The following is an 18,768-nucleotide window of genomic DNA, read 5'->3' as shown; positions in this document are numbered from 1 at the left end:
TCATTGATCTTCCCTAGCATCCTATCAACGTTTTAACGGAAGGGAATTTTGGACTGTTCCTCTTCCATACAAAAAACTGGGTAAACCTTTTAATGGTTCACCCAGTTTCGATGCTTTCCCGTATTTTATTTAAACCCGTAATCCTTTTTTACATACCGACACGGTTTTGCGCAAAACCTGCTTGAGTCAACTTGCAATTCTTCACTGCAAAAGCCGCTTTTTTTCAGCAAGCAACTGCTGAAAGGTTTGGTCCAGTTCTTGCTTTTCGTGCTCATTGACTGCTGTCGAAAGGCGACCGAGCGTTTCCGACAATTTCAGTTCAACTGCCAATAAGGCCGCTTTTACTTCTTCAGCGCTGTCTCGTTTTTGCTCTTTTTTATTAGGCGCAACCATTGTTACGGTCGGTTCCTCGTCAGCGAAGGAAAGGATATGGGTCGCTAGGTCATCAATCAGTGCTCGTTCGTGCGTAACAAAGCAAATCGTCCCAGGGTAGGCCTTCAGCACTTCTAACAGTGAGTCCTTCGTCGCGATATCCAAGTAGTTCGTTGGTTCATCAAGGACAAGGACATTGCAATTTGAAAGGAAGACCTTGGCAAGGGAAGCCCGTACTCGCTCACCGCCGCTCAACACAGCCGCTTTCTTATCGATTTCGTCTCTGGAAAATGCCAACCTTGACAAGACTGTGCGGATGAACGTTTGTGTATACGGGCTGTCTTCGATCATATTTTCTAAAACGGTTTTTCCTTCGTGCAAGTTTTCTTGCTGCTGTTGAAAAAATCCGATCTTAGCTGGTGCTGCTACATACAAGCCGCCGCTGCGGTCAGCAATTTGCCGGGCAAGCGTTGTTTTTCCCGATCCGTTCGGTCCAATAATCGCCAACCTAGCCCCTGTCGGCACTTCTCCATGAACGTTTGCTTTTAGAATGTTGGCGCCGATTTGTACAGGGCAGCCTTGGAATTGGACCGCTCGTTTGCTATGAAGAATAGGAAATTGTGCCATATCAAAACGAATCGGCTCAACCTCCTTCGGCTTTTCTTTCACTTCAAGCTGCTCGATTCTCGTCCGCATTGCTTCAGCAGCGCGGTTTAGCTTTGCTTTCTGAACACCTGAACTCCGTTTATGCAACCGTGCTTCTGAATTGCCCATCCTGCTCGGTGCTTTCTTAATTTTCGCAGACTTTGCTTGGATCTGTTTGGCTGCCTGCTCCAGCCTGTTCTTTTCTTGGACAAATGCTTCGTATTCTTTGTGTGCTTTTTGCTTGTTGGCCTGTTTTTGCTTAAGATAATGATCGTAATTTCCCTCATATACAGTGAGGCAGCCATCTTCCAGTTCCCAAATCGTCGTACACACTTTATTAACCAATACTTTATCATGGGAAGTTAACAGCACTGCACCATTAAAAGCCGTTAGCTCTTTCTCTAGTTGCTCGATTCCATCGATGTCCAAATGGCTCGTTGGCTCATCGGCAATAAAAATATGCGGATCGGATGCTAAAGCTGCCGCAATTTTTTTACGTGTTTGTTCCCCGCCGCTCATTGTTTGGACGCTTCCATCTGGGACATGCCATTTGCTGGCCAACTCTCCTGCAACTGCCTCATTTTCGTTTTCTAGCTGGGGCACATAAGCGACTGAGCCATACGTTTCAACAGTCGCCAAATCAGCCTTCCCCTCACCGGCCAGTATGCGCAAAAGCGTCGACTTGCCTGCGCCATTGTTTCCGACAAGCCCGACCCGGTCGCCTTCATAAAGATAGAGCGCCTTAATATTCAACAGTTCCCGTGCACCAACGCTTTTCTTAATCTCTTTTGCTTTCATTAACAACATAAAAAAACCCCCTCTATATGTTAGAGAGAGTCCGTCCGCAGGAATGTGCGCATACGACGACCTACTTTTGCCTATACGGGCAGAAAAAATCGCAGTATACGTGCACCTCTATCAAAAAAGCAGACGAATCCCATCTCTAAACATAATTAATCGCCATATTCATGGAGCGGACATAAACGCTCGTTCAATGGATGTTTAATTACTGTTTGTAGATAGAATTACTGCTTCATTGGCTGAGGTACCTTTTCCTTTCTTTTATTTGACGTTATCATGGCATATGAAAGCCAATCTGTCAACTGCCCACACGAAAATAAGAAAAAATTAGTTAACAGGCATAAGAGCCAGGGCTTAACTCCAACGCCATTACATTCGTTCATCATCAAAACTGTTTATCTCTAAAAATTCGCCTTTATTTCCTGGGAAATCGAACCGTCTTGACATACTTTGGCGAACAAACGCTATTTCAGATGATTGATGGCTCGTTCTTTTGGCCCCGTTTTTCCTGGGTAAAGCAACGTTTTTATATACCCAGGGGAACCGCTGGCCATTTCCTTAAAAACAAATGGCCCATCGGATAAAGGCAACCGGTGTGTAATGAGAGGCTTTACTTGTATTGCTCCTGTTTGCATAGAGTGAATCGCCGTTTTCCATTCTTTGCCCGGAAATGGGGCGGACAGCCCATTCCAAGAACCATGGACACGCAATTCGTTCCGTACAATTTTTTCAAAGTAAAAACGCTCGATTGTCACGTCCCCGTATGGAATCCCAAGAAAAACAACTTCTCCGCCTTTCTTCGGCAATGCTAATGCTTGGGCAGAAGTAACCGGAGTGCCCGCTGCTTCAATCGCCACATCTACCCCTTCTCCAGCAGTGAAATCGTGAATTTGTTCATGCACTGGGCCATCAAGTGGATTCACTCGTTGGTCGGCGCCAAGTTCTTTGGCCACTTTTAATTTTTGTTCATCGATATCAATTGCGTATACATATCTGGCACCAAACAATTTTGCCCATTGAATGGCAAGCAAGCCGATGCTTCCGCAGCCGATAATGGCCACATCTGCTCCTGGTTCGATCGCCGTCTTGTAAAAACCGTGTGCCACAACAGCAGCCGGCTCAATGAACGCTGCCGTATCAGCATCGATTTCATTCGGCAATGGGAGGACATTTTCAGCAGGCAACTTCACATATTCTGCAAACGCCCCTGGCTGGACAGCTCCGATAACGGTTAGCGACGGGCATCGTGAAAAAGCCCCTTGCCGACATTGGGTGCACTCGCCGCACGGGAGAGCGGGGCACACAGCGACTCGCATTCCTTCCTTTAGATGGCTGACATTGCTGCCTACTTCCTCAATTGTACCTGAACATTCATGGCCAAACGTCGTCCCGGAAATATAAGGCCCTAGTTTTTTATAACGGGATAAGTCTGATCCGCAAATCCCTGCCGTTTCCACGCGGACGATGACTTCATTGCCATTGGCGATCGTTGGCTTTGGCGATTGCTCAAAGCGGATATCGCCTGTGCCGTATAAATTTAAAGCCTCCACTCGCCTTCCTCCTAAATCGCTTTACTCGTTATGCTGTGGCTTTTTTTTATGGCGGACGATGTTGGCGAACGCAATAGCCACAATAAGCGTATTAAAGATGAGTTGGTGTTCAAAATAAAAGCGCCCCAGTCCTCTAAGCGGCCCAAGCATAAAATCTAGCAAATGTTCAACCATTCTGTCCCTCCGTTGCAGTTTTTGCTTTACTCTGGTTTTAAAAGCACTTTTATCGCTTCTCCGCTTTTTATCGCCTGATAAGCTTCCTTCCATTGATGAAGCTTGTATTCATGGGTGACTAGATCGCGAGCGTTGACATTGCCTGTTTTTAAAAGCAGCAGAGAAGGTTCCCAATCAGCTGGCTTCTGGCTTCTGCTGCCAATGACGCAAATTTCTTTCTGAATGATTTTTTCGAGGTCAAAGGGAATTTCTGAAGCAGCAAAGATGCCGACTTGGCTATATTGCCCCTTTTTCCGCAATAACTTTAGCCCTTGATTGGCTGCTTTTACAGCCCCAGAACATTCAAGCACCACATCGGCCCCTTTGCCGTTTGTCAGTTCATTCACGACTTCACCGACATCGGTTTCTTCGCCATTGACGACGTAATCAATCCCAAGGGCACGTGCCTTCTCAAGACGAATTTTGTCATGGTTGAGCCCAGTTATCATGACGTTTGCGCCTCTGCTTTTCGCCACTTGGGCAGCAAGCAAGCCAATCGGGCCAGGACCAATGACAACACACAAATCGCCTGCGTTGATTGTTGTTTTCGCTAGCGCATGGTGCGTGCAGGCTAACGGTTCTGTCATCGCTGCTGAACGGAAATCAACATTGTCTGGCAAAAGGTGCAAACTCTCTTCCCGGGCAAGTACATACTCGGCGAACCCGCCATCTTGCTGGGTACCAAGCCCTTTGCGCTCGTTGCAAAGATTGTAGTCTTTCGTTCGGCAATAGGAACATTGCCCACAAACAGAGAAAGTGGTTTCAGAGGTCACTCGATCCCCTACTTTAAAGGATTGAACACCAGGCCCGACTTCAACAATTTCTCCTGAAAATTCATGGCCAAGTGTTACTGGGAAGGCCACTTTATAATGGCCTTCATACGTATGGATATCGGACCCACAAATGCCTGCATATTTGACTTTAATTTTGACTTGCTTTTCCCCTGGAGCAGGTTCGGGCTTGTTTTGGAGTTCAACATGTCCAAATCCAGGTGCTGTTTTTACTAATGCTTTCAATTCTAGCCCTCCTACTTTTTGTAATATTAATTGAATATACCGAATAAACGAACGATTATCCAGTTAATTAGATTGCCTCCTTGGTCAATGCTGGATATTTGTGCCGAATCTTCCGGCATTGTAAAGTTCCCTTCCATCGCCATTTGCGTAAATAATGGGGCAACATCTGTGGCCAGATAAAGCGAAATCGCGATCATAATCGTTCCCACGATGACTGAATGGACGATATTGCCTCGGGCAGCGCCAACGATAAACGCAACAATAAACGGAATTGTAGCCAAATCGCCAAAAGGCAAAAGGGCATTGCCAGGAAGAATGATTGCTAAAGCCACTGTAATAGGCACTAAAATAAGAGCAGTTGAAATAACAGACGGATGCCCGAGTGCGACGGCGGCGTCAAGGCCGATATAAATTTCCCGGTCGCCAAAACGTTTGTTTAGCCATTCGCGGGCCGATTCCGATATCGGCAAGAGCCCTTCCATTAAAATTTTAACCATTCGCGGCATCAGCACCATTACTGCAGCCATAGCAATGCCAATATCGATCACATCGCCAATGCCATAGCCAGCAAGCAAGCCAATGGCAGCACCGAGAACTAAGCCTATGAACATCGATTCTCCTAAAATGCCAAACCGTTTTTCAATCGTCGCTGGGTCAGCGTTCCATTTATTGACGCCTGGTAGCTTTTGCAGCCCTTTTACTAAAAAGATGCCTGGTGCATAGGAAATCGTGCTACCTGTAGCAATGGAGACACCAGGCAAGTCATAAAATTCGCTCACCATCGGCGCCGTCCAATCGGCAATTTTTAAACAGACAACTTGAAAAATGACAGCCGAAAGCAAAGATAAAAACAAATTGTTTGTCGCCACATATACCATCGCTGCTGTAAACGTATAGTGCCAGAAATTCCATATATCGACGTTCATTGTCTTTGTCGTTTTTGTCACAAGCATAAGCACATTGACCAAAAGACCTAACGGAATAATAAAAGCAGCCACCATGGAAGCCCAAGCAATCGATGAAGATGCCGGCCAGCCTACATCTATGACATTCAGTTCCACACCTAGCCGGTCAACCATCCCTTGTGCAGCCGGGCCTAGATTGTTGACGAGCAAGTCGACGACTAGAAAAATGCCGACGAAGGCAATGCCAATCGTTAACCCAGACCGAAACGCTTTACCTGGTTTTTGCCCGAACAACAAACCTAATAAAAAGATAGCAACGGGCAAAATAACGGTCGCGCCTAAATCTAAGAACCCTTGAATAAAGTTGACAAACCCATCCATGACGTTCCTCCTCTTGAAAACCCTCTTTTTTGCTTAGCCTTTAAGCGCTTCTAGGATTTCTTTTTTTGTTTGCTCCGTGCCGATGCCCGTTAAAAAAGAGCGTGCATTGATAACAGGAAAAGGAAAGTCCGCTTGCGTCATCGCTGTTGTTACTAGCAAGTCAGCAGTATCCTTATGGCTGCCTACTTCCGAAATCTTAATCTGCACTAAGTTGACCTTTAAGCCGTTCTCTTTTGCCATTTCTTCAATTGCGCTGTTTACCACTGTCGATGTCGCAATTCCTGCACCACAAGCGACCAATACTTTTTTTGGTTTCATATACATTTTCCTCCTTTAGTTTCTGTTCCTAAATGATTTAAAACGACCGTTTTGATTTCTTGTTTCGATGTTGCATAGGCTAATTGTGTCATTGCTTCTTTGTTTTGAAATAACTTCATCAGTTGTTGCAAAATCGTTAACTGGGAATGGGCTTCTTCCATCGCCAACATAAAGACAAGTTTGACGGTTACTCTTTCTGAATCCGTTCCGCCCATTACGCCAAATTCTACTGGTTCGTTTAACTGGGCAATGCTGATCGTCTTTTTGCGCACATGTTCAATATCCGTATGGGGAATGGCTACTGCCATCCCATCCATCGGCAAACCTGTGGGAAACTCATGCTCCCTCGCTATCACCGCGCCAGTGAAACTTTTGTTTACAAATCCGTGGGCGACGAGGTTGTCCGACATGAGCTGTAGAACCTCTTCTTTATGTTTCGCATGCACATTGATCAAAATTGTGCTCTCATCGACTAGCATGGTGACCTCCATTTGCTTATTCTCCTAATCCATTGAATAAAAAGATACGAGCTCCATTATTTCTGTCTCTGTTTTTGCTGCGATCAACCGGTTTCGAGCTTCTTTTGAACCAGCAAGCTTAATCAACTGCCTTAATGCTCGGATATGTTGGTGCTTATCAATGGCTGCAATTACAACCATGACGTGAACCCATTCATCGTCTGAAAAAAGAACTGGTTTTTGCAAATGCAGTAAGCTCATTCCTGCCGCAATTGCGCCTTCCTCAGGGGAAGCATGGGGAATGGCGATGTGTGGGCCAATAATGATGTATGGGTCCCGTTCTTTATTCGAAATTAGCGCCTCCACATATCTTTGTTCAATTTTCCCTTGATCGAGCAAAGGTTGGGCAGCTAAAGACAACGCCTCTTCCCATGAAGGGGCTTCAGAGGCAAACGTGATCGAATCTGGTTTGATGAACGATTGGAGATTCTGCTTTTCCTCTGCCTGGCCATCAGGCATTCGCTCTTCATGATTAGGAAAGAAATATTGCTGCAATTGTTTTTGCAACCCGCTTTCGTCTGTGATCAAGGCATGGTTTCGGACAATCTCAATCACTGCGTTGACATTGAACTCAACAGGTGCATAGCCGTAAACGTCCTCCATTACTTGGCGCCGTAGTCTTGCCCTATCTTCTTTCCTTAACAATGAGCTAGTCATATAAAGCCTTTTATTTGTTTCAAGAGGCGTTTGCGAGAACACCAAATCAAACGCCAAATCACACGATTGGAATTCACGAACCGATAAAGAATCCAAAAATACAAACTCAGGAAAAAGCTCGCTTAACTCCTTTAACATAAAGCCAGACACCGAAACACCTTGCGGACAGACAACGATCGCTTTTATTTTCTTATGAATGCTCTCCCCTTGCCTCATCATCCAGGAGCCAATTAACATCGTCACATACATTTTTTCCGCTTCTGGCATCGGCTTCCCTAATTGCCGTTCCAGCGGCCCAAGGCTGCGCTTGACTAGATGGTGCAATTCCTTATATTCGTCAGGAAGGGTTGGTTTGGCGGCTTCGACTGCTGTCAACTCATATTTCATGCGGTAGTACGCGGGCTTAATATGCTGAATCAACTTTTTCAACAGCAAATCCCGTTCCTGCAAATAAATACAGGCGCTTTTTTCAAATAGCCTTAAAACATCGGCCAATGCTGGCACTAAATCAGGCAGCGCCTCCTCCGCATTTACCCATTCAGTCCAATAACGGCTTGTCGTCAGCAAGTAAAGCGTTACGAATAGCCGCTCCTGCTTAGGCACGTCTTTTAGATGGCGGAAAATTTCCTCTGTTGCTTGGTACTCTTTCGTATCTGAGAGTTCATCGTATTCGATCGGAAATGGCGGCAACACATGTCCGATGCCAATTCGCTTTAAAACGAGCGTTAAAATATAAGGCATTGCCATCAGTTTTTCGTCTGTAAATTGGATGCCTAGCTTCTGTTCGACTTTCTCAATGCGGGCATGGACTTCGCTGATTTCATGTTTTCCAATGTCTGTACCGATTTCAAGTTGCCGTCTGCCCGTCTGCGTTTGTACAACCACTTCCGTTAAGTGAATCAGCAATTTTCGGATTTGCAGTTCTTTGCCTTCCAACAAGTAACCATGTTTCCGTGAATAGCGAACCACCAATTGGAATGGCGATACAAACTCTTGCACTTTTTTCAAGTCATTTAAAATGGTGTTCTTGCTGTAACCTAACTGGGAATGAAAATGGAGCAGTGACAGCTCTTCCTTTTTTGCCAACAGCATTAATAAAATAAAGTGGACGCGCTGCTCCTCGGTTAAAAACCCTTGTCCATCTGGAAGCTGGTAATCTTGTTTCCCCGTAATCTTTGAAAAAACGGATTGATCAACAATAAAATGGCCTTGCCTTGTCCGCTCGATTTCAGGGATATGCTCCCTTTGCAGCCACTCATTGATTTTTTCAATCGCGTAGCTGATCTGCCTGCGGGTAAGGCCGTATTTCTTGGCGATCGTTGCGCTCGTGACCCGGCGATTGCTTGCGATTTCATTGAGTATTTGCTGGCTTCGACCATTAAGCGTCAATGCAGCCCCTCCTTTCAACGTCCATTCTATCATCGTTGCCGCCTAAAAAGTATGCGCTTTCATCACAACTTTGCGAGCACAAATTGTACAACGTTTGGATGCGTACATCGTCATCACAAAAAAGCCGGTTCCCTATGCGAACCGGCTTAAGATTGTCGACAAAGTCGAAACTGCACTCAAACTAATACAGCTTAAAAACTCAGCAGCCTTTACCCATTTAGCAAACGAAGGCCATTTAAAATGACTAAAATCGTACTTCCTTCATGGCCGATGACACCGAGTGGCAAATCCAACACTTGCATAAAGTTGGAAAGCACGAGCAAAAGGACAACGGCAATCGAAAAAACAATGTTTTGCTTCACAATACGGTTCATTTTTTTTGACCGTTTGATTGCGTCAGCGATGTTGGGCAATTCATTCTTCATTAAGACCATATCAGCTGTTTCTAACGCTACATCGCTGCCGCCGCCCATCGCGACTCCTAAATCAGCCGCTGCTAAAGCAGGGGCATCGTTAATGCCGTCACCGACCATAGCGACAGTCCCTATTTCTTGGCGTATACGCTTAATTTCCTCCGCTTTCTTGTCTGGCATACAACGGGACACATAACGGTCCACCCCGCTTTGTTCTGCAATTGCTTGCGCCGTTTCCTCTCCATCACCTGTCAACATCACAAGTTGAATCCCCTGTTTTTGTAATGCGTTCATTGCAGCAAGCGTTTCTGGGCGGATTTCATCCCTAAGCGCCAGCACACCGGCAATGCCGTTAGTGTCTTGAATGAACACAACCGTTTTTCCTTCAGCCGCTAGCTTCTTCGCTACTCCATTTTGAAAATGTTCCGCTTCCTGCTCACCTACAAAGGCAGCCTGGCCTACCCGCCATTCTCCATCATCAAATCGGCCCTTCACGCCAGCTCCAGGCGTATCTTGCACTAGGATGGGGTTTAACAGCCTAGTACTGCCATTTTCCTTCGCATAAGCAACAATGGCTTCTGCCAACGGGTGGGTAGAATGGTGCTCGATTGAAGCCGCATGAAGGAGTACATCATCTTTATTAGCGCCTTCTCGTAAAATAAAATCACATACTTCTGGTTTCCCTTTTGTCAACGTTCCTGTCTTATCAAACGCAATTGCTTTGATTTTGCCGGCATGCTCCACATGGACACCGCCTTTAAATAAAATGCCCCGTTTCGCATTAGCCGAAATCGCCGATAAAACCGCTGGCATAATGGAAGCGACGAGTGCACAAGGCGAGGCAACCACAAGCAAGATCATTGCTCGATACCATGCATTCAGCCAAGTCCAGTCAAATAGGAGGGGTGGCAACAGCGCCACAAGCGCCACTGCGATTAACACCACTTTCACATAGAGTCCTTCAAAGCGCTCAATAAATAGTTGCGAAGGCGATTTCTCTTCTTTTGCCGTTTGTACCATGCGGATAATTTTTTGAAACATTGTTTCTTCCATCGGCTTAGTTATCGTTACGACCACTGAGCCTTGCACATTTAATGCTCCAGCAAATACCTCTTGCCCGACTGCTTTCGTAACAGGGATTGCTTCCCCTGTAATAGCCGCTTCATTTAAAGCAGTCATTCCTTCTATGATGTTTCCGTCCGCTGGCACACGTTCCCCTGGCCGAATTAAAATCAAATCGCCAATTCGCAACTTCGCGGCTGGCACAATCGTTTCTTGGCCGCTTTCAAGCAGGACAGCTTCCTCTGGCTGCAATTTCATCAACGCCGAAATTTCTTTATGGCTTTTGTCCATTGTATAAGTCTCTAAAGCGCCGCTTAAAGCGAAAATAAAAATTAAGATCGCTCCTTCTGCCCAGTAACCGATTATAGCCGCGCCAATCGCTGCGAATACCATCAACATTTCCACGTTCAATTGTTTGTTCTTAAACGTCTCTTCAATGCCTTCCCTTGCCTTTGCATAACCGCCGATCATAAAAGCGCCGCAATATACAGGAATAGCAGCAGCGCCCAGACCATAGCTGTCAAGGAGCCAGCCAACAACGATCAGCACACCGGATGCAAGTGCTGCAAGTAGTTCAGCATGGTCCCTCCATTTTCCAAACCAGTTCCTTCGGTTATTGATCACAAGTCTCTCTGTAGTGGCAGCCATTATAATCCCCTCTCTTTTCAATTATTTTAACTAATTGAGAATGAATATCGTTTTCTCTATTTCATTTAAGTCCTTAAAAACAGCTTTATATTCGTTCCAAACTAAGTATACCATATAATTATAAAGATTTTCTTATGATAATAATTATCATTAAAATGTTATTCTATTTTAAAAATAAAGGGAGGCGAATGAAGAGGCAAATAGAATGTGTGACTGGCGCAAACAATAACGTATGCGAACGTTAGCCTATCGTCTTACATGCCGCCTGGAAGAGTATGTGTTTATGCTGATTTTAAAATTTTCATAGAGGAAAAAACGACTTTCTCGCGAAGCCTAGCAGTCAGAAAGGGAGGAATGCTTGATGAAAGTATGGAAAGCCAAGGAAATTGCTCGTGAATGGGTATGGGCATATGCCGAGGGAAAAAAGTGGTTCAAAGGAGCTTATTTTAGTGGTTCCGCCGCTGAACAGGCAGATACTTCGTACTTGGCGCCTCACTCAGACTTAGACATCATGGTCGTCACGTCTTTAGAGGAGCCTCCTTTAAAAATCGGCAAATTTCGCTATAAAGGCGTTTTACTAGAAGTTTCTTATATTCCTGAAAAGGCGCTGTCATCGTCTGAAATCGTCCTGTCACACTACCATATCGCCCATGCCTTTCAAACCGATACGATTATCGTTGACCAAGAAGGGTTTCTAAAGCCTTTGCAAGAGGAAGTGTCACGGCAATTTTGCCAAGAAAAATGGGTCAAGCGCCGCCTTGACGATGTCCGTTCAAAATCAGAGAGAGGGCTAGAACAGCTTCACGTTGAAAAACCGTTTCACGAACTTGTCATGAACTGGCTTTTCCCGACTGGTGTCGTCGCCCATCTTTTTCTTGTCGCCGCCTTACGCAACCCTACTGTACGGCTTCGTTATTTAGCGGCAAAAGAGGTGCTCACCTCTTACCAACTGGAGGACGTATTTGAGCATTTGCTTAGCCAACTAGGTTGCCAACACATGGATGCCAAACAGGCCAAGCGCCATTTAACGGCACTGGCCCATACGTTTGACATGACGGTAAAGCTGAAAAAAACAGCTTTCTTTTTTAGCTCTGACATTTCACTAGAAGCACGCCCGCTGGCAGTAGATGGCACAGAAAAACTGATTGACGAAGGCCACCACCGTGAGGCCGTTTTTTGGATCATTGCCACGTTTGCCCGCTGCCACATAATATTAGCTGCAGATTGCCCAACTAGCCATCAAGCAGAACTCGGCTATTTTCAAGAAGCGTTAGCCGATCTCGGCATTATTAATCATGCTGATTTGTTAAAAAAAGCCGCCTACACTCGTTCAAAGATGGGAACGATGTGTGAAGCGGCTCTTAACATCCTAGAAAGAAATCCAGCTATTGTGTGCACGTAATGCCAAACGAGTCAAGGAAAAACGTTATCCTCATGACGCTATCATTCGTTTTTTGATGCGCAGCGCCGCTTCCTTTGGCTTTTCCGCCTTGGTAATCCCGCTGCCGACAATGAGGACGTCTGGCCGGTATGGGAGAATCGTTGGCAACGATTCAACGGTAACACCGCCGGCAATAGCGGTTTTTAGTCCAGTCCCCTCAACTAACTGAAACAGTCCTCGTCCAAGCTGTTTATGCTGCTGTTCGTCCTTGCCGAGATGAAGTCCGACAAATGAAACGCCTTGTTCTTTCAATGCCTTCACTTGCTCGGTTTTGTCGACGCCAAGGAGGTCAACCATAATTTCTTTGCCTTCTTGGCTAGCTACTGAAAGCGTCTCCCTAATGGTGGGAGCTGGAGCGAATGCCATAACCGTTGCGATATCGGCGCCTGCTGCAAACGCTTGTCGTGCCTCGTGTTTCCCGGCATCGCAAATTTTCATGTCTGCAAGCAACGTGTGGCGGGGGAATGCTTTGCGCATTTGCCTTACGATTTCCATGCCATATTCTTTGATAACGCCAGTGCCTATTTCAATTATATCAATAGCGTCACTTGTATCTTCTACTAGCGCAAAACACGTTTCCCAATTCAGGCGGTCAAGCGCAAGCTGCAACTTCATGTCGATTCCCCTTTCCTCAACGACTAGCGTTCAATGCGTTCAAGCTCGCCGAGCTGCGCTTGCACTTCTTCTAAATAAGGCAAGCCTTCGTTGTCCCCGACAATGCTGACGACCATCGAACCTATTGTGTTGGCAAATGTCAGCATCCGCTCAAGAGGCCAACCTTGGAGATAACCATACAACAGTCCAGCATCAAAGCCGTCTCCAGCGCCAACTGTGTCGACGACTTTTGCCGCTGGCACCGGTGCTGCCTCGACGACTTTACCTTGATAACTGCCGACCGAGCCATGCTCTCCTCGTTTGATTGCTACTAAGTCTATCCCAAGCTTCGTCGTTTCGGCGATAATCTCAGCTGGATTGCTTGTTCCGAGAATAATCTCCATCTCTTCATCGCCTGTGAGGAGAATGTCGACTTCTTGCAAAAGCGGGTACAGAGCAAGTCGCGCTTCCTCTTTGCTCCAAAGGCGCAGGCGGATATTCGGGTCAAAAGCAACTTTTACGCCATTTTCTTTGGCAAGCTTGATTGCTTGCTTTGTCACTGCCATATTGCCAGGGGAGACAGCTGGGTAAATCCCTGTTAAATGGAGAATTTTTGCTTGTTGGAAATAACTCGGCTGTAAATCCTCAGGCTTTAATGTCTCTGTTGGCGACGGATTGCGATAATAAAGAGTACGTCCCGCTCCGTTTGCCATGATTTCTTTAAAGTTAAGTGATGTAGCATAGCCGTCGACTAATTTCGTTTCGCTGACGTCTACCCCTTCGCCACGGGCAAATGTTTGAATATGCTGGCCAAATTCATCTTTCCCAAGCCGGCTAATCCAGCCTGTTTTTAAGCCGAGTCGTGAACAGCCAATTGCCACATTTAATTCAGCTCCGCCGACACGGCGCTCGAACGAGTGGACAAATTTTAGTGGCCCAGTCGCATTTGGGCTAAAAGAGATCATCGCATCTCCTAGTGTAATGACATCAAACATTGAATTCGTCTCCTTTTGTTATATGATGGATACCGTTTTTGCTTGCTACAATGGCTTCGCAAGCGATGTTCAAAAATAGGCCTGTTTCTACGACACCAACAAGTTTTTTCAACTCGTCGTGCAAGCTATAAGGATCGCGAATGTTGCCGAAATCACAGTCAAGTATCCAATTATGGTTGTCTGAAACAAATGGGTTCTTGCCCGTTTGCCGCAAACTCGCTACACCGCCTAGCGCTTCAATACGCATCGCCGTTGTTTCCCACCCAAATGGAATGATCTCGACTGGCAGTTTGAAAGCGCCCAACTCTTCTACAAGCTTGCTTTCATCAGCAAGTACGACGAGGCGCTTCGCCGCTGCAGCTACCAGCTTTTCTCGTAAAAGCGACCCGCCGCCCCCTTTTAACAGCATGAGGCCAGGGGCAATTTCATCAGCTCCGTCAAAAGCGACCTCTAGCTTTTCCTTTGTTGGAAAATCGATGATGTGTATGCCACATGCTTTAGCAAGTGCTTCCGTTTTACGTGAGGCCGCCACAGCTTGTATGTTCAGCCCTTCTTTTGCTTTCTCTCCTAATACACGGACAAATTCAAACACCGTTGAACCAGAACCTAGCCCAATCTTCATGCCATCTTTCACATACTCTGCTGCAGCTTCCGCCGCCATTCTTTTCAGCTTATCCAAATAAGACGCTCCCTCCCTCAATAAAGTTTAATTTTCTTTCGAATACTCACGTATTCTTAGAATTTCATATACAAGCTAACCAGCTGCCCCCCCCCCACTAGATAACATGCCTTGGATATAGTTAGCACAAATTTTAATTTTTTACAGGGCGTGGACCATCCTAACGCCCAAACTGGATGTGTTTGGAAATTAGAGTATGACCGTGCTTCGTCGAACTCTCCACACAGCTCACGGTCGCTCACCCTCCCATGTCTCTCTGGATCCCTAGAAAGTCCATACATTCCTTCGTCCTGCGTATCCGTGGTGTGGAGGCCGGATATGCTCCTATACTGGGTCCATGCCCGAATGGGGTAAATATGCTCCGGCTCTGCACTGTTGGTGTTTGTCTTCAAATGATTTTGTTAAGTCAGCGTTTATACAGCCTGTCATGCTTGGTTCTGAGGGATGCCACACAAAAGCTTAGAACCATCAAATGGACACTGACGCTGTCCAATGACAAAAATAACTTTCAGTAACTTCCCACACAAAGCAATCAATGACTGTTGTTTTTTTAACGGCTTATCAGGGCGTTTTGTGTAATAGGAATGCAGGGCTTTAAAGGTGGAATTATGGGCAACGAGCGGGCGAATGGCAAGGTATAAAGCTCTTCTGAGCTTACTGCGGCCTCGCTTCGTTATCTTGGTTTGTCCTTTCCATTTCCCTGAACGATTTTCTCGTAAAGACAGCCCTGCTAAATTAATCAACTGCTGGGGATGGCTGTATTTGGTCAGATCGCCTGTCTCAGCCAGGATGGTTGTCACGGTAGCGACTCCCAGCCCTTTAATAGCCATCATTTTTTTAGCTCCTGGAATGGTCTTTCCCACCTCTTCAAGGTCCTGATCTAGTTCTTCCAGTTGGGTCTTGAACAGCTCGTATTGGTCGAGAAGGCAGCCCATTTCCTGCCTGGCAAAGCGAATGCCGACGGAAAGACCAATGCTTTTCTTTGCGGCTTCTACCAGCTTTGTCGCCCGTTGGATTCCCACTCCCCGTTGGACATAGGGCTTCCATTTCTGAAGCACTTCTTCAGGAGTCATCTGAGAAATGTCAGAAGGAAAAGGAAAGAACTTTAGCGTACAAAGGGCGGCTTTTCCTTCCCAGTCTCCGAATACACCGAAGAATTCCGGGAAGTAGCGCTGAATCAGATTTTGGATTCTGCCTTCTGTGGTCATAAGCTGTTCGACGAGCTGATCTCTTATTTTGGCGCCTTCTCTTAGTTCCGCATAAATGCCTTCTACGAGATTGGGTACGGAGTATCGCCCGTCTTTAATCAGCTGTGCAATCACTTTAGCGTCCTTTGTATCATTTTTCGTTGGTGAATTGTCATCAAGCTCTTTGCTTTTTTTCACGTGCATGGGATTGACGACAACGAACTGGTAATGCTTCGCAACAAGGTAATAAGCGAGGTTTTTCCAATAGTGACCGGTTGGTTCTGCCCCGAAAAGGATGGTCTTCTTTCCATTCTCTTGTGCATATCGTTCGGCCCAGACAATTAGCTGTTCAAAGCCATGAATGTGGTTTTCAAAGATCAGACGTTTCCCAAACTCGATGCCCCGGTCATCCTGAGCGCGGGCTACATGTTTGTCTTTGGCGATATCAATGCCAATGATTAAGGTGGATGGTGTGATTTGCTTGATTTTCTGGTTTTGTGTATAATTCATTGCGAGTCCTCCTTGGGTATCAATTAAGGGTCCTTTTCGCTGATCAGCTTTGGACACCTCGTATCATACCAAGGGGGCTCTTTTTGTTTCAAACCTCATAAACCTTCATTACAGGAATGCTCCTATTCCAAATTGGCGTGACGCGCTTTCATTTCTGCCTGTTTTTCTTTTGTTAGCTTAACAACAATGGCATCTAATAAAAGATGGATGCTTTGGTCAAATTGGTTACCTAAAGGCTGAATCGTTTTTGGTTCGTCGGGCTTTCGCTGTTTTGTGGCTGCCGGTACAAACAAACATGTTTCGCAAAGATCACCGAATTCTGTTTCCCGGTTTGCGGTCACAAGCATCACCTTGGCGCCAGCTTGCTTTGCTTTTTTAATAAACTGCCTAGCTGCGACTCCTGTGGCCGAGCCAGAAACAAGGAGCAGGACATCGCCTTCACCAATGCTTGGTGTAATCGTTTCGCCGACGACGTACACCTCGTAGCCTCCATGCATTAAACGCATAGCAATCGCTTTGCCCATTAGGCCAGAACGGCCGTCGCCGCTAAAAAAGATGCGCCGTGCTTGTTTAAACCCTTGGGCAATCGCCTCCAGCTCTTCTTCCTTTGTGTGGGAAATAACCGTACTTATTTCCTCTACGCATGCTTGGGCCGTCTCTTTAAATGAGTCCATTTGTTCTTCCTCCTTGTATTAATTTAAAAAACTTGGCAGCCATAACGCCACAGCCGGCACAAACGCAACAATTAAAATCGCCACAAGGATGACCGCTACATAAGGCAATAAAGCAATTATCGAACGGCTAACAGACAATTTCGCTATTGAACTTGCCAACAACATACATAGACCATAAGGCGGCGTAATCATGCCGACAGCCAAGCACATCACGATGACAATCCCAAAATGAATCGGATCGATGCCAAGTGTTTGTGACGCTGGAAGGACGATTGGCACAAACAAAATCATTGCTGGAATGGCATCTAAAAACATCCCGACAAATAGAAACAATAAAATGACCGCAAACAAGAACAGGCCGGCACTTGAAAAAGTCGAATCAAAAAATCCGGCAATCGTGTCAGGTACACGGTAGTAGCTAAATAACCGCCCAAGAGCACTTGCTGTCGCCAACGCAAAAAGCGTAAGAGAACTTAGACGGATCGTATCAAATAAAATTTCCGGCATATCTTTCCATTTAATGGTTTTGTAGACGAACATCGCTAAAATAAGCGCATACAAGCAGGCAATAATGGCCGCTTCTGTCGGGGTAACAAACCCACCGATAATTCCCCCTAAAATAATCAAAGGCGTCAATAAAGGCGGCACGCACTTTAAAAATTGCCGGCCAATTTCAGCAAGTTTAACACGCTCATGGCGAGGATAGTTTTGCCTATGAGAAACGAAGGCGACAAGAGCCATCATCGCCACGCCCATTAAAAGGCCAGGAATAATGCCGCCGATAAACATTTGCCCGACAGAAACACTTGTCACACTGCCATACACGACCATTGGGATGCTTGGCGGAATAAGCAAGCCCATTGTGGAAGATGCAGCTGTCGTACCGACGGCGGTTGACTTGCTATAGCCTTCCTTCATCATGCTTGGAATCAAAATTTTTCCGACGCCAGCTGTGTCTGCCTGTGCAGAACCAGAGATGCCGCCAAAAAACATCGACACCACCATATTGGCTTGAGCGAGGCCACCGCGGATGTGGCCGACCATTGAAACCGCCAATTGGATTAAACGCTCTGAAATTTGTCCTTGGTTCATAATGTTTGCCGCTAAAATAAAGAGAGGCACTGCTAGTAGAATAAAGGATTCCACACCAGCAAACATCGTCTGCACAACAATTTGCAACGGCATGGCATCGAGAAGCCAGATGCCTATAAAAGCGACAATCCCAAGCGTAAACGCAATGGGTACCCCTAAAAACAAGAGCACAATAAACAACAGCACTAAAAAGAGGCCGATCATGCCGCATCACTTTCCTTTTTTAAAGAATGGGCGCCGATGTCTTCCACAGCATTGCCAATGGCAAAGGCCAACATCGCAAATCCAGATACAGGAAGGACAAGCCACAAGTATCCTTGCTGCAGCCCCGGCAGCGTGTTCACTGTCCACTCCCAAAACAAGTGCGTCAGCTTAGAGCCGTAAACGACCATAGCAGCGCCGAAAGCACCAATCAACACGTGGCTGACCAATTTGGTTAAAAGCAACGGCAAGCCGGCAAGTTTTTCATATAAATAATCAATTTTAAAATGTTCTTGATGGCGGACCATGACAGCAGCACCTAAAAATACCGTCCAAATAAATGCATATGTAGCAATTTCCGCTGCCCATAAAATCGTGATCCCAGGTACGTAACGCGATAGCAGCTGTAAAAATATGCACACGACAAACCCGACAAAGAACACCGCCGCAGCACGCATCAGCACCCACTCCAGACTATTTAAAAACGCCTTCATGATTTGCGCCCTC

At 46.1% G+C, this 18,768-nt stretch carries 17 protein-coding genes; 1 reads left to right on the top strand and 16 read right to left on the bottom strand.

Annotated elements, in window-relative coordinates:
- Positions 1-201: 201 nt before the first annotated feature.
- The 9 genes from abc-f to BC8716_RS11040 form a co-directional block, all read right to left on the bottom strand.
- Entirely contained in the window at positions 202-1,824 is a 1,623-nt protein-coding gene (gene abc-f, locus BC8716_RS11075) for a ribosomal protection-like ABC-F family protein (RefSeq protein WP_094425670.1), read from the bottom strand.
- 458 nt (positions 1,825-2,282) lie between these two features.
- Positions 2,283-3,368, bottom strand: a complete 1,086-nt coding sequence (locus BC8716_RS11070) for a galactitol-1-phosphate 5-dehydrogenase (RefSeq protein WP_094425668.1) — start codon at positions 3,366-3,368, stop codon at positions 2,283-2,285.
- 21 nt (positions 3,369-3,389) lie between these two features.
- Positions 3,390-3,542, bottom strand: coding sequence for a hypothetical protein (locus BC8716_RS22490; RefSeq protein ID WP_169715938.1), 153 nt, complete (start codon positions 3,540-3,542; stop codon positions 3,390-3,392).
- 26 nt (positions 3,543-3,568) lie between these two features.
- The gene (locus BC8716_RS11065) at positions 3,569-4,597 is read right to left on the bottom strand and encodes a zinc-binding dehydrogenase (RefSeq protein ID WP_094425666.1); all 1,029 of its coding nucleotides are present in this window, start codon (positions 4,595-4,597) and stop codon (positions 3,569-3,571) included.
- Between the two features lie 26 nt (positions 4,598-4,623).
- Complete coding sequence (locus BC8716_RS11060; RefSeq protein WP_094425664.1) at positions 4,624-5,883, bottom strand: galactitol-specific PTS transporter subunit IIC; 1,260 nt, start codon at positions 5,881-5,883, stop codon at positions 4,624-4,626.
- A gap of 33 nt (positions 5,884-5,916) precedes the next feature.
- Positions 5,917-6,201, bottom strand: a complete 285-nt coding sequence (locus BC8716_RS11055) for a PTS sugar transporter subunit IIB (RefSeq protein ID WP_094425662.1) — start codon at positions 6,199-6,201, stop codon at positions 5,917-5,919.
- Entirely contained in the window at positions 6,198-6,692 is a 495-nt protein-coding gene (locus tag BC8716_RS11050; RefSeq protein ID WP_094425660.1) for a PTS sugar transporter subunit IIA, read from the bottom strand. Before BC8716_RS11050 ends, BC8716_RS11055 begins: the two co-directional genes overlap by 4 nt.
- A gap of 12 nt (positions 6,693-6,704) precedes the next feature.
- Entirely contained in the window at positions 6,705-8,798 is a 2,094-nt protein-coding gene (locus BC8716_RS11045; RefSeq protein ID WP_257392258.1) for a BglG family transcription antiterminator, read from the bottom strand.
- A 176-nt stretch (positions 8,799-8,974) separates the two neighbouring features.
- Positions 8,975-10,888, bottom strand: a complete 1,914-nt coding sequence (locus BC8716_RS11040; protein ID WP_094425659.1) for a heavy metal translocating P-type ATPase — start codon at positions 10,886-10,888, stop codon at positions 8,975-8,977.
- 361 nt (positions 10,889-11,249) lie between these two features.
- Between BC8716_RS11040 and BC8716_RS11035 the strand changes: the two genes are divergently transcribed.
- Positions 11,250-12,290, top strand: coding sequence for a LacI family DNA-binding transcriptional regulator (locus tag BC8716_RS11035; protein ID WP_094425657.1), 1,041 nt, complete (start codon positions 11,250-11,252; stop codon positions 12,288-12,290).
- 30 nt (positions 12,291-12,320) lie between these two features.
- Here BC8716_RS11035 and hxlA read toward each other — a convergent pair whose 3' ends face one another.
- The 7 genes from hxlA to BC8716_RS11000 all read right to left on the bottom strand — a co-directional run bounded on the left by hxlA (position 12,321) and on the right by BC8716_RS11000 (position 18,755).
- Positions 12,321-12,944 (bottom strand): 3-hexulose-6-phosphate synthase, encoded by a 624-nt coding sequence (hxlA, locus tag BC8716_RS11030; RefSeq protein WP_094425655.1) that lies wholly within the window; start codon positions 12,942-12,944, stop codon positions 12,321-12,323.
- A 23-nt stretch (positions 12,945-12,967) separates the two neighbouring features.
- Positions 12,968-13,918 carry a sugar kinase gene (locus BC8716_RS11025; protein WP_094425653.1) on the bottom strand — a complete coding sequence of 317 codons (951 nt, stop codon included), beginning with the start codon at positions 13,916-13,918 and terminating at the stop codon, positions 12,968-12,970.
- Complete coding sequence (gene rpiA / locus BC8716_RS11020) at positions 13,911-14,597, bottom strand: ribose-5-phosphate isomerase RpiA (protein WP_094425651.1); 687 nt, start codon at positions 14,595-14,597, stop codon at positions 13,911-13,913. Before rpiA ends, BC8716_RS11025 begins: the two co-directional genes overlap by 8 nt.
- A gap of 425 nt (positions 14,598-15,022) precedes the next feature.
- Positions 15,023-16,294 carry an IS110 family RNA-guided transposase gene (locus tag BC8716_RS11015; protein ID WP_063609918.1) on the bottom strand — a complete coding sequence of 424 codons (1,272 nt, stop codon included), beginning with the start codon at positions 16,292-16,294 and terminating at the stop codon, positions 15,023-15,025.
- Between the two features lie 122 nt (positions 16,295-16,416).
- A complete protein-coding gene (gene hxlB, locus BC8716_RS11010) occupies positions 16,417-16,968 on the bottom strand; it encodes a 6-phospho-3-hexuloisomerase (RefSeq protein WP_094425649.1) in 552 nt (183 codons plus the stop codon).
- Positions 16,969-16,986: 18 nt separating this feature from the next.
- Entirely contained in the window at positions 16,987-18,264 is a 1,278-nt protein-coding gene (locus tag BC8716_RS11005) for a TRAP transporter large permease (RefSeq protein WP_094425645.1), read from the bottom strand.
- Positions 18,261-18,755, bottom strand: a complete 495-nt coding sequence (locus tag BC8716_RS11000; protein ID WP_095256013.1) for a TRAP transporter small permease — start codon at positions 18,753-18,755, stop codon at positions 18,261-18,263. Before BC8716_RS11000 ends, BC8716_RS11005 begins: the two co-directional genes overlap by 4 nt.
- Positions 18,756-18,768: the final 13 nt, after the last annotated feature.

The organism is Shouchella clausii (assembly GCF_002250115.1).
Classification (GTDB): domain Bacteria; phylum Bacillota; class Bacilli; order Bacillales; family Bacillaceae_D; genus Shouchella; species Shouchella clausii.
The sequence above is the reverse complement of the archived record's forward strand: the minus strand, read 5'-3'. Positions and strand labels throughout refer to the sequence as shown.

What these genes read in the sequence shown, in the direction of transcription:
- BC8716_RS11040 (WP_094425659.1), bottom strand. Translation starts at nt 10,888, where the DNA reads ATGGCTGCCACTACAGAGAGACTTGTGATCAATAACCGAAGGAACTGG.
- BC8716_RS11035 (WP_094425657.1), top strand. Translation starts at nt 11,250, where the DNA reads ATGAAAGTATGGAAAGCCAAGGAAATTGCTCGTGAATGGGTATGGGCA.
- hxlA (WP_094425655.1), bottom strand. Translation starts at nt 12,944, where the DNA reads ATGAAGTTGCAGCTTGCGCTTGACCGCCTGAATTGGGAAACGTGTTTT.
- BC8716_RS11060 (WP_094425664.1), bottom strand. Translation starts at nt 5,883, where the DNA reads ATGGATGGGTTTGTCAACTTTATTCAAGGGTTCTTAGATTTAGGCGCG.
- BC8716_RS11015 (WP_063609918.1), bottom strand. Translation starts at nt 16,294, where the DNA reads ATGAATTATACACAAAACCAGAAAATCAAGCAAATCACACCATCCACC.
- BC8716_RS11005 (WP_094425645.1), bottom strand. Translation starts at nt 18,264, where the DNA reads ATGATCGGCCTCTTTTTAGTGCTGTTGTTTATTGTGCTCTTGTTTTTA.
- BC8716_RS11000 (WP_095256013.1), bottom strand. Translation starts at nt 18,755, where the DNA reads ATGAAGGCGTTTTTAAATAGTCTGGAGTGGGTGCTGATGCGTGCTGCG.
- hxlB (WP_094425649.1), bottom strand. Translation starts at nt 16,968, where the DNA reads ATGGACTCATTTAAAGAGACGGCCCAAGCATGCGTAGAGGAAATAAGT.
- BC8716_RS22490 (WP_169715938.1), bottom strand. Translation starts at nt 3,542, where the DNA reads ATGGTTGAACATTTGCTAGATTTTATGCTTGGGCCGCTTAGAGGACTG.
- BC8716_RS11055 (WP_094425662.1), bottom strand. Translation starts at nt 6,201, where the DNA reads ATGAAACCAAAAAAAGTATTGGTCGCTTGTGGTGCAGGAATTGCGACA.
- abc-f (WP_094425670.1), bottom strand. Translation starts at nt 1,824, where the DNA reads ATGTTGTTAATGAAAGCAAAAGAGATTAAGAAAAGCGTTGGTGCACGG.
- BC8716_RS11045 (WP_257392258.1), bottom strand. Translation starts at nt 8,798, where the DNA reads ATGATAGAATGGACGTTGAAAGGAGGGGCTGCATTGACGCTTAATGGT.
- BC8716_RS11025 (WP_094425653.1), bottom strand. Translation starts at nt 13,918, where the DNA reads ATGTTTGATGTCATTACACTAGGAGATGCGATGATCTCTTTTAGCCCA.
- BC8716_RS11050 (WP_094425660.1), bottom strand. Translation starts at nt 6,692, where the DNA reads ATGGAGGTCACCATGCTAGTCGATGAGAGCACAATTTTGATCAATGTG.